The sequence below is a fragment of the Pseudomonas sp. SZ40 genome (genome assembly GCF_052958135.1).
Map to the genome: position 1 here is coordinate 66519 of NZ_JBQWIF010000003.1, position 13212 is coordinate 79730.

Annotated in this window: 11 protein-coding genes; 7 read left to right on the forward strand and 4 right to left on the reverse strand. The window is 63.1% G+C overall.

The window, feature by feature from the left end:
* Positions 1-2: 2 nt before the first annotated feature.
* The 3 genes from ACT9T4_RS04105 to gloB all read right to left on the reverse strand — a co-directional run bounded on the left by ACT9T4_RS04105 (position 3) and on the right by gloB (position 4372).
* Complete coding sequence (locus ACT9T4_RS04105) at positions 3-1835, reverse strand: extracellular solute-binding protein (protein WP_042552583.1); 1833 nt, start codon at positions 1833-1835, stop codon at positions 3-5.
* Between the two features lie 107 nt (positions 1836-1942).
* The gene (locus tag ACT9T4_RS04110) at positions 1943-3499 is read right to left on the reverse strand and encodes a lytic transglycosylase domain-containing protein (RefSeq protein WP_499115623.1); all 1557 of its coding nucleotides are present in this window, start codon (positions 3497-3499) and stop codon (positions 1943-1945) included.
* Positions 3500-3598: 99 nt separating this feature from the next.
* Positions 3599-4372, reverse strand: a complete 774-nt coding sequence (gene gloB / locus ACT9T4_RS04115) for a hydroxyacylglutathione hydrolase (protein WP_499115823.1) — start codon at positions 4370-4372, stop codon at positions 3599-3601.
* Between the two features lie 102 nt (positions 4373-4474).
* Between gloB and ACT9T4_RS04120 the strand changes: the two genes are divergently transcribed.
* The 7 genes from ACT9T4_RS04120 to nudC all read left to right on the forward strand — a co-directional run bounded on the left by ACT9T4_RS04120 (position 4475) and on the right by nudC (position 12385).
* Positions 4475-5236: a class I SAM-dependent methyltransferase gene (locus ACT9T4_RS04120; protein WP_179538195.1), complete on the forward strand. Its 762-nt coding sequence runs from the start codon at positions 4475-4477 to the stop codon at positions 5234-5236.
* A gap of 45 nt (positions 5237-5281) precedes the next feature.
* The gene (gene rnhA / locus ACT9T4_RS04125; RefSeq protein ID WP_042552587.1) at positions 5282-5734 is read left to right on the forward strand and encodes a ribonuclease HI; all 453 of its coding nucleotides are present in this window, start codon (positions 5282-5284) and stop codon (positions 5732-5734) included.
* A complete protein-coding gene (dnaQ, locus tag ACT9T4_RS04130; RefSeq protein ID WP_082045724.1) occupies positions 5727-6470 on the forward strand; it encodes a DNA polymerase III subunit epsilon in 744 nt (247 codons plus the stop codon). Before rnhA ends, dnaQ begins: the two co-directional genes overlap by 8 nt.
* Before the next feature lie 115 nt (positions 6471-6585).
* Complete coding sequence (locus tag ACT9T4_RS04135) at positions 6586-8844, forward strand: Orn/Lys/Arg family decarboxylase (protein ID WP_042552588.1); 2259 nt, start codon at positions 6586-6588, stop codon at positions 8842-8844.
* Positions 8845-9045: 201 nt separating this feature from the next.
* Complete coding sequence (locus ACT9T4_RS04140; protein ID WP_042552589.1) at positions 9046-9858, forward strand: crotonase/enoyl-CoA hydratase family protein; 813 nt, start codon at positions 9046-9048, stop codon at positions 9856-9858.
* A gap of 38 nt (positions 9859-9896) precedes the next feature.
* Complete coding sequence (locus tag ACT9T4_RS04145; RefSeq protein WP_499115627.1) at positions 9897-11555, forward strand: FimL-related protein; 1659 nt, start codon at positions 9897-9899, stop codon at positions 11553-11555.
* Positions 11555-12385, forward strand: a complete 831-nt coding sequence (gene nudC, locus ACT9T4_RS04150) for an NAD(+) diphosphatase (protein WP_499115628.1) — start codon at positions 11555-11557, stop codon at positions 12383-12385. Before ACT9T4_RS04145 ends, nudC begins: the two co-directional genes overlap by 1 nt.
* Here the strand turns inward: nudC and ACT9T4_RS04155 are convergent.
* Positions 12353-13138, reverse strand: a complete 786-nt coding sequence (locus tag ACT9T4_RS04155; RefSeq protein WP_179538192.1) for a TSUP family transporter — start codon at positions 13136-13138, stop codon at positions 12353-12355. The two genes, nudC and ACT9T4_RS04155, sit on opposite strands and share 33 nt — an antisense overlap.
* Positions 13139-13212: the final 74 nt, after the last annotated feature.

Below are 13212 nucleotides of genomic sequence, written 5' to 3' on the forward strand. Positions count from 1 at the left end.
CGTCATCGGGCGTTCTCCGTGGTTTTCAGCCACCAGGTGCGCAGCCCCAGCGTGTAGGGCGGCGTGGTGACGAATGCAAAGCGATTGCGGTACGCCAGGCGGTGATAGTCGATGTACCAGTTTGGAATGGTGTAGTACTGCCAGAGCATCACCCGATCCAGGGCGCGGGTAGCGGCCACCTGTTCGTCGCGGCTGCGGGCAGAGAGCAGTTTTTCCAGCAGGGCGTCGACCACCGGGTCGTTGATGCCTGCGTAATTCTTCCCGCCCTTGACGCTGGCCTGGCTGGAGTGGAAGTACAGTGACTGCTCCAGGCCTGGGCTGAGGGTTTGCGGCAGGGTCAGCAATATCATGTCGAATTCGAACTGATCCAGACGTTGCTTGTACTGGGCACGATCCACGGTTCTCAGGTTGGCCTGTATGCCGATGCTCGCGAGGTTTTCGGTAAAGGGCTGAAGGATACGCTCGAGGTTGGGATTGACCAGCAGGATCTCGAAACGCAGCGCCTGTCCCTTGTCGTTCAGCAAGCGTTGGCCAGAGGGTTTCCAGCCAGCGTCGGCCAATAGACCGAGGGCATGGCGCAAGGTTTCGCGGGGGATGCCGCGGCCATCGGTGACCGGCATCTGGAACGGTTCGGTGAACAGCTTCGGCGGCAGTTGTGCACGAAAGGGCGACAGCAGCAGCCATTCTGCTCCTTCCGGCTTGCCCTTGGCAGAGAACTCGCTGTTCGGGTAGTAGCTTGCTGCACGGGTGTAGGAGCTGTTGAAGAGCGTGCGGTTGGTCCACTCGAAATCGAACATCAGGCCCAGGGCCTCGCGGACTCGCACGTCTTCGAAAGTGCCACGGCGCGTGTTCATGAACAGCGCTTGAGTCTGAGTAGGGATCTGGTGAGGAATTTCCGCACGTACCACATCGCCACGAGTGACGGCGGGGAAGCGGTAGCTGTTGGCCCAGTTCTTCGCCTGCTGTTCGATGTAGAGGTCGAACTCACCGGCCTTGAAGGCTTCGAAGGCGACATGGCTGTCGCGGTAGAAATCCACCTCGACGCGATCGAAGTTGTACTTGCCGCGGTTGACCGGCAACGAGGCGCCCCACCAGTCCTCGACCCGCTCGAAGCTCAGGCTGCGTCCGGGGTTGACCCGGGTGATTCGATAAGGGCCGCTGCCCAGTGGTGGCTCGAAGGTGGTCGCTTTGAAATCGCGGTCCTTCCAGTAATGCTGCGGCAGCACCGGCAACTCGCCCAGGCGCAGGATCAGCAGCGGATTGTTCGAGCGCTTGAGAACGAAACGCACGCGATGGCGATTGAGGATGTCGACCCGCTTCACTTCCTGCAGGTTGGTGCGGTACTGCGGGTGCCCCTCTTTTAGCAGCAGGCGGTACGAAAAAGCCACGTCGTAGGCGGTAATCGGCTTGCCATCATGGAAGCGTGCTTCCGGACGCAGATTGAATACCACCCAGCTGCGATCCTCGCTGTACTCCACCGACTGGGCGATCAGCCCGTAACTGGACGCGGGTTCATCACCGGAGGGGTCGTACATCCCGGTGCCGACCATCAGCGGCTCGTTCAGTTCGTTCACGCCATATTGCAGAAAGTTGGCCGTGGCGACCGGGCTGGTGCCCTTGAAGGTGTAGGGATTGAGCGTGTCGAAGCTGCCGGATGCCATGATCCGCAAGGTGCCGCCTTTGGGGGCCTCGGGGTTGACCCAGTCGAAGTGGGTGAAGCTGGCTGGATACTTGAGCGCACCGAACTGCGCATACCCGTGGCTTTCGCTGAGCGTTGCCAGGGCCGGGAAGCTGGTGGCCAGGCCGAAAATCAGCGAGAGGAGAGGGCGTCTCAAGTGCAATATCCGGTCCGGGGCGGCAAAGGTCTCCGTACAGTAACAGCTTGTCTGTACAGGAAAAAGACCGGCCCCGGCGGTGTGCATCAAGTGTGTTGCAATGCGCTTCAGTCAGGCAGGCGCAGGGTCAGGACCTGGCCTGGCTTGAGCGCCTTGCCGGTTCTCGGGTTCCAGCTCTGCAGGTTCTTCATCTGCACGTTGAAACGCTTGGCGATCAGGTGCAGCGAATCACCCTTGCGTACCTTGTAGTAGGTCACGTCGTCGCGCTCGGCGCGGGCGACTGCCTGGGTGCTCGCGCCCCCCCGCAGCTTGAGGTCCTGGCCGACGCGCAGGGCGTTGCCCTTGAGCGCGTTCCAGCGTCGGATGTCGGTAACCGAGACATTGTGAGCCTTGGCGATCTGCCACAGGTTGTCACCGTTGCGCACCTGATAACTGCGCGAGGCGATGGCGGTATTGACCGTGCGTTGCGGCGTCGAGTCCGGTGCCGGTTGCGCCGTGCTGGGCAGATTGAGGTGCTGGCCGACGCGCAGGGTGTTGCCGGCGATCTGATTGAGCTCCTTGATACTGGCAACGCTCAGCTCGTAGCGGTTGGCGATGCCGTGCAGGTTATCGCCCGGACGCACCACGTACTCCTGCCAGTTCTGCAGATCCTCGGGCTTGAGAGTCGACAGGTTGGCAGTCAGCAGTTCGACTTTCTGCGTCGGCACCAGCAGATGCTGTGGGCCGTCGACGGTGATGCGCTTCTTGAAGGCCGGGTTGAGCAGGTAAAGCTCGTCTTCATCGACTTCGGCGAGTGCGGCGACTCGGGAAAGATCCATGCGCTGCTTGAGCTCCACCTCCTCGAAGTAGGGTTCGTTGGCGATCGGGCTCAGGCTCACGCCGTAAGCGTTGGGTGCCATGATCACCTGAGAAAGGGCAAGCAGCTTGGGCACGTAATTCTGGGTTTCCTGAGGCAGCGACAGGTTCCAGTAATCGGTGGGCAAGCCAAGCTTCTGGTTGCGCTCGATGGCCCGGCTGACTCGACCTTCACCGGCGTTGTAGGCAGCCAGGGCCAGCAGCCAGTCACCGTTGAACATCTCGTGCAGGCGGGCCAGGTAGTTCATGGCGGCCTGGGTGGATGCCGTGACGTCGCGACGGCCGTCGTACCAGCTGGTCTGGCGCAGGTTGAAGTTGCGCCCCGTGGAGGGGATGAACTGCCACAGACCCACCGCATCGGCTGGGGAATAGGCGAAGGGGTTGTAAGCGCTTTCGATCATCGGCAGCAGCGCCAGCTCCATCGGCATGTTGCGCTCCTGCAGGCGCTCGACGATGTAATGGATGTAGGGACTGCTGCGCTCGCCGGATTTCTCGACGAACGACGGGTTGCTGGCAAACCACAGGCGTTGTTGCTCGATACGCGGGTTGACGCCGATGTTGTCCTGCAACTGATAACCCGCGCGTACCCGCTCCCAGATGTCCTTGGGCTGCTCGGCCTGGGCCGATCCATTGATCCAAAGGGGCTCATGCGGCGTTCTGCCGCTCAAATCGACCGCTGGGGCTGAGTCAACGTTCTGTTGATCCAGGCTCTGGCAGCCGCTGAGAACGGCACAGATGGCCACGGCGAGCGCCGGGTAGCGCAAGGCCAATGCCTTTGAATTCAATGAGTTACAAGGTTGCGAAGGCATTGGTTGGTGGGGGCGTCCTGGATCGAAAGTCGGGGGATTCTAGAAACCGATCCAGGGGTGGTCAAGTTTTGACCAGAATTTTGCGGCTCAGTCGGCGCTTCAGAAGCGATCCTTCCAGGCGCGCAACGCGGCGAAAACCTCGGCCTCACTGCCGATAGGGCGACCCTCGCGGCTGGCGATCATTTCTTTAACCGATGTTTCAGCGCCGCGCAGGAAGGGGTTGGTCGCCCGTTCCAGTTCCAGCACGGAAGGCAGGCTGATACGACCCTGCTCACGCCATTCGGTGACCTGTTGCAGGCGTTCGGCGACCGTCGGATTCTCGGGTTCGACCGCGTGGGCGAAGCGCAGGTTGCTCAGGGTGTATTCGTGGGCGCAGTAGATCAGGGTGTCATCCGGCAATGCGGCGAGGCGTTGCAGCGAATGGTGCATCTGCGCTGGCGTTCCTTCGAACAGCCGGCCACAGCCTGCCGCGAACAGGGTGTCGCCACTGAACAGCCAGTGATGGTCGCCCTGGTAGAAGGCAATGTGGCCAAGGGTATGGCCCGGTACGTCGATCACCTGAAAGGAGAGGCCAAGCACTTCTATACGTTCGCCATCGACCAGCGCCTGGTCGCGGGCGGGGATGTTTTCCCTGGCAGGGCCATAGACGCGGGCACCGCTGTCACGGCGCAATTGCTCGACGCCGCCAACATGGTCGGGGTGATGGTGGGTGATCAGGATGTCGCTCAAGGTCCAGTCGGGATGAGCGTGCAGCCAGGCCTGCACGGGCGCGGCATCACCGGGGTCGACCACGGCGACACGCTTGCGCGGCTCATCCTGGAGCAGCCAGATGTAATTGTCCGAGAATGCACTCAGGGCTTCGATCTTGATCATCAGGTGGTCGCCAAGTTGGGGACAAAGGTGCATCTTAGGTGTCATTGTTGACGATGGCCATGCAGGTGATCCCTATGAACAAGAGTCCGTGAGCAAGCGTCCATGAGCGACAATCCCTTTGCCCAGGCCGATGCCGATTGGCTCCAGCTGATCGGTGCTGCCCGAGAATGGTTCACCAGCCCGCTGGGGCGTCTGCTGCTGGAGCAGGAGCAGCGCCTGCTCGATGAAGAACTGGCACGCTTCTTCGGCGGCTATCTGGTGCATTACGGCCCCTGTGCCGAAACCGCCATCGAAACCCAGCAGATTCAGCGCAGCGTGCGCCTTGGCGCGCCATTCGCGGGGGTCGAGATCGTCTGCGAGGAACAGTCCTGGCCGCTGGTCGAGCATGCCGCCGATGTGGTGGTGCTGCAGCACGGTCTGGATTTCTGCCAGTCACCCCATGGGCTGCTGCGCGAAGCTGCACGCAGCGTGCGCCCTGGCGGCCATCTGCTGGTGGTGGGAATCAACCCGCTGAGTGCCTGGGGAGTACGCCATCTGTTCGCCCATGACATCCTCCACGACGCGCGCTGCATCGCTCCCGGGCGCCTTGGCGACTGGCTCAACCTGCTTGGCTTCGCGCTGGAGAAACGGCGCTTCGGATGTTATCGTCCGCCGCTTGCTTCCGCTGCCTGGCAGGCTCGGCTAGCCCCTCTGGAACGTTGGGGCGGTGCCTGGCAGTCGCCGGGTGGCGGTTTTTACGTATTGGTAGCGCGCAAGCTGGTGGTCGGCCTGCGCCCGCTGCGCCAGTCCCGTCGCGAGCCGATGGGCAAGCTGGTGCCCATGCCGGTAGCCAAGGTCAGCCGTCGCGATAGCGACGCGCCCTGAGCGCTGTTGCATTCTCGAATCAGACCATAGATAGAAAGGCGCTGAATGTCCGAACAAGTTGAGCTTTACACCGACGGTGCCTGCAAGGGCAATCCCGGCGTCGGTGGCTGGGGCGCATTGCTGGTGTTCCAGGGTGTGGAGAAGGAGTTGTGGGGCGGTGAAGCCGTGACCACCAACAACCGCATGGAATTGATGGGCGCGATCCGCGGCCTGGCCGAACTGAAGCGCCCCTGTGACGTACGCCTGGTCACCGACTCGCAGTACGTCATGAAGGGCATTCAGGAATGGATGCCCAACTGGAAGAAGCGTGGCTGGAAAACCGCCGCGAAAGAGCCGGTGAAGAATGCCGACCTGTGGCAGCAACTCGACGAGCAGGTGAACCGGCACAACGTGACCTGGCAATGGGTGCGCGGCCACATCGGCCACCCCGGCAATGAACGTGCGGACCAACTGGCCAACCGCGGCGTCGAAGACATCAGGAGCATGAAGCGTGCGTAGAGTCGTACTGGATACTGAAACCACCGGTATGCCGGTCAGCGATGGCCACCGGGTCATCGAGATCGGTTGCGTCGAGGTCGAGGGTCGCCGCCTGACCGGACGCCACTTCCATGTATACCTGCAGCCGGATCGCGAGATCGACGAAGGCGCCATCGCGGTTCACGGCATTACCAGCGAAGACCTCAAGGACAAGCCGCGCTTCAAGGAAGTCGCCGACGAGTTCTACGAGTTCATCAAGGGCGCGCAGCTGATCATCCACAACGCGCCGTTCGACGTGGGCTTCCTCAATAACGAGTTCGCCCTGATCGGTCAGCATGATCGCGCCGATCTGGCCTCCTACTGCGACGTGCTCGACAGCCTGCAAATGGCCCGCGAGCGTCATCCGGGGCAGCGCAACAGCCTCGATGCGCTGTGCAAGCGCTATGGCGTCGACAACTCCGGCCGCGAACTGCACGGCGCCTTGCTCGACTCGGAGATTCTCGCCGACGTCTACCTGGCGATGACCGGTGGGCAGACCAACCTGTCCCTGGCGGGCGATGGTTCCGAAGGCGACGGCAATGGCCGTCAGCAGCCGACGCCGATTCGTCGCCTACCGGCCGACCGTGCTCGGGGTGCGGTGATCGCCGCCAGCGCCGACGACCTTGCCGCACACGTCGCACGACTCGCCGCCATCGAGAAATCCGCTGGTGCGCCGGCCGTATGGGCGCAGATGGAGCAGGACACTTCCGCCTCCTGAGCGGCGAATTGCGACCTTTTCGTATAGCCGCGCCCGCGAGGGGTTCCGTCCTTTCCGGCGAGCCTCTACCCTGAGGGCACAGCGGGCCAATCCCGTGTGACCTCAGGTGTTGCTGATGTACAAAGACCTCAAGTTCCCCGTACTCATCGTTCATCGTGATATCAAGGCCGATACCGTGGCCGGCGAGCGGGTACGGGCCATCGCCCAGGAACTGGAGCAGGACGGTTTCACCATCCTCTCCACCGCCAGCTCGGCGGAAGGGCACATCGTCGCCTCGACCCATCATGGCCTGGCCTGCATCCTCGTTGCCGCCGAGGGCGCCGGGGAAAATCGCCATCTGCTTCAGGACATGGTCGCGCTGATCCGCATCGCCCGTCGGCGTGCGCCACAGTTGCCGATCTTCGCGCTCGGCGAGCAGGTCACCATCGAAAATGCACCGGCCGAAGCCATGGCTGACCTCAACCAGCTGCGCGGCATTCTCTATCTGTTCGAAGACACCGTGCCGTTTCTGGCCCGCCAGGTGGCACGTGCTGCCCGTAATTACCTCGATGGCCTGCTGCCACCGTTCTTCAAGGCCCTGGTGCAGCACACCTCGCAGTCCAATTATTCCTGGCACACACCGGGCCATGGTGGTGGCGTGGCCTATCGCAAGAGCCCGGTCGGGCAGGCCTTTCACCAGTTCTTCGGGGAGAACACCCTGCGCTCCGACCTTTCGGTGTCGGTGCCCGAGCTGGGGTCGCTGCTCGATCACACCGGCCCGCTGGCCGCAGCCGAAGAGCGGGCCGCCCGCAATTTCGGCGCCGATCACACCTACTTCGTGATCAACGGCACCTCGACCGCCAACAAGATCGTCTGGCACTCGATGGTCGGCCGCGATGACCTGGTGCTGGTCGATCGCAACTGTCACAAGTCGATTCTCCACGCGATCATCATGACCGGCGCCATTCCGCTGTACCTGTCGCCGGAACGTAACGAGCTGGGCATCATCGGGCCGATTCCGCTGAGCGAGTTCTCCCGCGAGTCGATCCAGGCCAAGATCGATGCCAGCCCGCTGGCTCGGGGCCGTGCGCCCAGGGTCAAGCTGGCGGTGGTGACCAACTCGACCTATGACGGGCTGTGCTACAACGCCGAGCTGATCAAGCGCACCCTGGGCGATTCGGTGGAGGTTCTGCACTTCGACGAAGCCTGGTATGCCTACGCCGCCTTCCACGAGTTCTATGCCGGTCGCTACGGTATGGGCACCACCCGTGAGGCGGGTGGGCCCATGGTGTTCACCACCCATTCGACTCACAAGCTATTGGCAGCCTTCAGTCAGGCGTCGATGATTCACGTGCAGGATGGTGGCGTGCGCAAGCTCGACCGTGACCGCTTCAACGAAGCGTTCATGATGCATATCTCCACGTCGCCGCAGTACGGCATCATTGCCTCGCTGGACGTGGCCTCGGCGATGATGGAAGGGCCGGCCGGGCGCTCGCTGATCCAGGAAACCTTCGACGAAGCCCTGAGTTTCCGTCGCGCGCTGGCCAACCTCGGTCAGAGTTTGAGCAGCGAGGACTGGTGGTTCAGCATCTGGCAGCCGCCGCAGACCGAAGGTGCCGACGACGTGTCGACGCCCGACTGGCTGCTGCAGCCCGAGGCCGACTGGCACGGTTTCGGCGATGTGGCCGAGGATTACGTGCTGCTCGACCCGATCAAGGTGACGCTGGTGATGCCAGGACTGACCGCAGGCGGTCGTCTCGACGAGCGTGGTATTCCTGCCGCGGTGGTCAGCAAGTTTCTCTGGGAGCGTGGCCTGGTGGTCGAAAAGACGGGGCTGTATTCGTTCCTCGTGCTGTTCTCCATGGGGATCACCAAGGGCAAATGGAGCACCCTGCTGACCGAGTTGCTGGAATTCAAGCGCAGCTATGACGCCAACCTGCCGTTGAGCGCCGTGTTGCCGTCCATCGCCCGGGAAGGCGCAGGCCGCTATCAGGGCATGGGCCTGCGTGATCTGTGCGACGCCTTGCACGACTGCTACCGGGAAAACGCCACCGCCAAATCTCTCAAGCGTATGTACACCGTGTTGCCGCAGATTGCCCTGAAGCCCGCCGATGCCTATAACCAGTTGGTACGTGGCGAGGTCGAGGAGGTGCTGGTCGACGACGTGCAGGGGCGCATCGCTGCAGTGATGCTGGTGCCTTATCCGCCGGGTATTCCGCTGATCATGCCGGGTGAGCGATTCACCACGGAAACCCGCTCGATCATCGATTACCTGCGCTTCGCACAGGCCTTCGAGCAGCGCTTCCCGGGTTTCGACGCCGATGTGCATGGGCTGCAGCGTCACGAGGGCGAGCAGGGCAGTTATTACACCGTGGATTGCATCATCGAGGCATGAACCGGGCGCAGCCGTCATGCTGAAACACCCGCTTGGGCCAGGCGTGCTCCACGTCACACCGGGCGTGATCGACTTTCAGGCGCTGCTTGCTATAGTTGCCCGGTTTGCAAGCAGCTGCCTTGGCGGCGCTCTCAGAGCCGCTGACAAGAATCCGTTCAACGTACCCCGGGCGCCCAGCGCCGTCTGCCGAGGATGACTGCAATGCCCGAATATCAGGCCTTTCGTGTCGAGCTGCTGGACAAGGTCGCCCACGTGGTGATCAACCGCCCCGACAAGATCAATGCGATGAATGCCGCCTTCTGGACGGAGATCATCGAGATCTTCCGCTGGATCGACGAGACCGACGAAATTCGAGCTGTGGTGTTGTCCGGTGCCGGCAAGCACTTCTCCTCGGGCATCGATCTCAGCCTGCTGGCCCAGGTCGGCACGCAGCTGGGCAAGGACCCCGGCCGTAACGCGCGGACGCTGCGACGCAAGATTCTCGACCTGCAGGCCTCGTTCAATGCCGTCGACGGCTGCAGCAAGCCGGTGTTGGCCGCCATTCACGGTTATTGCCTGGGCGGCGCGGTCGATCTGGTGTCGGCCTGCGACATGCGTTACTGCGCCGAGGATGCCCAGTTCGCCATCAAGGAGATCGATATCGGCATGGCCGCCGACGTCGGCACCCTGCAGCGTCTGCCACGGATCATCGGTGATGGCATGCTGCGCGAGCTGGCGTTCACCGGGCGTAGCGTGGGCGCGGCAGAGGCCCGGGAGATTGGCCTGGTCAACCAGGTATACGGCGATTTCGACGCATTGCTCGCCGGGGTGATGGACATTGCGCGCGTGATCGCCGCAAAATCGCCGGTTGCCGTGCGCGGCACCAAGGAAATGATCCGCTATATGCGCGATCATCGCGTCGACGACGGCCTCGAATACGTCGCCACCTGGAATGCTGCCATGTTGCAATCCGCTGACCTGCGTGTGGCCATGGCGGCCCATATGAACAAGCAGAACCCCGAGTTCGCTGATTGATTGCGGTTCTATCACCTGTGCGGGAGGCACAATAGCGAATGGTTTCTGGAGCATCGTCACTGGGGCTGGTTCGCGACGAACTGTTCGCCACGATCGAAGAGGCCGAAGCGAGCCTCGAACAGTTCATCGTCGAGCGTAATAACGGCAGCTTGCTGCAACAGGCCGTGGACAACCTGCAACAGGTGCGTGGCACGCTCAACCTGATCGAGCTCACCGGTGCCGAGCTGCTGGCCCAGGAAGTGCTCGACCAGGCCACAGACATTCCCGCTGGTGTGGGCCCTGAACGTGACGCCCAGTTGGCGGCGCTGAGCAATGCCCTGCATGTGCTGCGTCGGTATCTGGAAGGCCTTGATGCGCATCGCCAGGAAATGCCCGAACTGCTGCTGCCGGCGATCAACGATCTGCGCCACGCCTGCAAGCAGCCGCCGCTACCGGAGAGCTTCTTCTTCAGCGTGCGCCTCGACCAGGCCAGGCCGCGCATGGTGCCGCCTGCGCTGGACGCAGCCGCCAAGGAAAACGAAGGCCGCCGCCTGCGACAGATGTACCAGGTCGGTTTGCTTGGCTTCATCCGCGAACAGAACCCGGCCGCCAGCATGCGCCTGATGGGCCGCGCGATGAGCCGCCTGGACGGGCTGTTCGCCAACGAGCCGCGCGGTCGTCTGTGCTGGTTGGGGGCGGCTGCCCTGGAGGCTCAGAACGATGGTCAGCTGTTGCCGCGCAAATCGCGCAAGCAGCTGTTCTCGCGGATCGACCGCGAATTGCGGCAGATCCTCGCCAACGGTGCCTACGAACCGCCGCGCAGCCTGCTCAAGGAGTTGCTCTACCTGGTCGCGTTGTCCGGCGGCCGAGGGGCACTGGCAGCCGAGGTGCGCGAGTTGTTCGGCATCACTCCGTTGCCGTTCACCGATCACCTGCTGGAAGAGGAATATCAACGGCTTTCCGGGCCCGGCAAGGCGGTCATGCGTTCGCTCAGCTCGGCCATCCGTGAAGAGCTGGCCAGCGTCAAGGACCTGCTCGATCTGATCGAGCGCGGTACGTTGCAGGGTGACGGGCTGAGCAGCTTGCATGCGCTGCTGGGCAAGCTGAGCAAGACCCTCGCCATGGTCGGCCTCAGCTCCGCAGGCAACTCCCTGGCCAACCAGTTGCCAACCGTCGCTGCCTGGTGCGAAGGCGCTGCGGCCCAGCCGGATGAATTGATTACCCTGGCCGATGCCGTGCTCTATGTCGAAGGGATGGTGGCCACCCTCGAACGTGGCGAGCGAGTGGTCACGCCACGGCCGGAGCCAGAAGTATGCACCTTCGCGCAGCATCAGCTCTTCGAAGCGCGCATCGTGGTGCTGGACGAGGCGCGTGCCGGTCTCGCCCTGGCCAAGCGTGCGATCACTGCCTACCTCGAAGCCGCCGGTGATCGCATGCACCTGGCCAACGTGCCGTTCAGCCTGCAGGCGGTTCGCGGCGGCCTGTGGTTCCTCGGCCAGGAACGCGCTGCGGCCTTGGTGGGTGCCTGTGCCGACTACATCCAGACGCAGATGCTCGATGTCGAGCAGATGCCTGCCGAAACACGCCTGGAGGTGCTCGCCGACGCGCTGAGCAGCCTCGAATACTACCTGGAAGCCGACAACGGTCTGGCGCAGCCAAGCGTGCTGGATCTGGCCACGGAAAGCGTGCGCGCCCTGGGTCAGCCGGTGGCCGCCTGATGCGTTCGGGCTGGGTTCCCCAACTGTTGGATTGCCGGCAGCCTGGCGGCCTGGTGCTGGCACACCATCGCCAGCATTTTCTGGGCGACGCCCATGGCCTGCTGTTTCCCCGTGACTGGCTGAAGAGTCAGAGCCTGCCGGTGATCGCCGAGCATGGTCTCGGCCATTTTCGCGGTGAGCCGCTCTACCTCCTCGAGCTCGATGACAAGGCGGAGCTGCCGGGGTGCAGTTGGCAGGGCCTGCGTCAGGTGATGCTCGAAGGCGACGCCGAGTTGTTCCAGATGCTCGGCTATGCGGCGCAGATCGGCACCTGGGCCAGTGACAACCGGTTCTGTGGTGGCTGTGCCACGGCCATGCAATCCGTCGCTGGCGAGCGGGCCATGCACTGCCCGCGCTGCAACCTTCGTCAGTACCCGCGTTTGTCGCCGAGCATGATCGTGCTGGTCACGCGCGGTGACGAGGTCTTGCTGGCGCGCTCACCGCGCTTCGTCACCGGCGTTTACAGCACCCTGGCCGGCTTCGTCGAACCCGGCGAGTCGGTGGAGCAGTGCGTCGCCCGGGAAGTGCGCGAAGAGGTGGGCGTGGAGGTGTGCGAAATCGAGTACCAGGGCAGCCAGAACTGGCCGTTTCCGCACTCGCTGATGCTCGGCTTCCATGCTCGCTATGCCGGTGGCGAGATCGTCAGGCAGGAGGAGGAGATCGAGGACGCGCAATGGTTCTCCGTGCATGAGCTGCCACCATTACCGGCGTCTCGGTCCATCGCTCGATACCTGATCGATCTGTATGTGGCGCGCCGCTTAGGCCGCGCTGAACCAGTGCTGCCAGACTAGCCGCGTAGTCAGCCCCAGAACCACCAGAATGAACACGGGGCGGATGAACCGGGAGCCGCCGCCTATGGCGGTGCGCGCGCCGAGAAAGGCGCCGGCCATCAGCGAGAAGCCCATGCACAGCCCCAGCACCCAGGCTACCTGACCCGCCGCGATGAACACCGCCAGCGCACAGGCATTGCTGATGAAGTTCATCGAGCGCGCCACGCCGCTCGCGCGGACCAGATCCAGCGGGTACATCAGCAGCGTACTGACCGTCCAGAACGCACCGGTTCCGGGGCCGGCCACGCCGTCGTAGAAACCCAGGGTCAGGCTCTGCGGCCACTGGCGTTTTTTAGCGATCGGCAGGTCGGCGTCCAGCGGAGCGCTGGGGGTCTTGCCGAACAGCAGATAGAGGCCGCAGGCGAACACCACCACCGGCAGCATCTTGTTGATCCACTCCGCGGGCATCCAGTGCACCAGCACGGCACCGGCAATGGCGCCGATGGCCGTGCCGATCATCGCGTTGCGCCACTTGGCCGGGGTGAACAGCTTGCGCCGATAGAAGGTATAGCCCGCAGTACCGGAGCCGAAGGTCGCACAGAGTTTGCTGGTCCCCAGTACCAGGTGCGGTGGCATGCCGGTGGTGAGCAGCGCGGGAATGGTCAATAGGCCGCCGCCCCCGGCGATGGCGTCGATGAATCCGGCGATGAAGGCAACCAGGGCGAGCAGCAGCAACGTCGTGGGATCGACGGCCATTTCGAACGGGAGGGACATAAAAGGCGACCTGTATCCGATTGTGCGGTGTCGGCGCTATTCGCATGCGAATGCGCTGCGCATAATGCCGACAT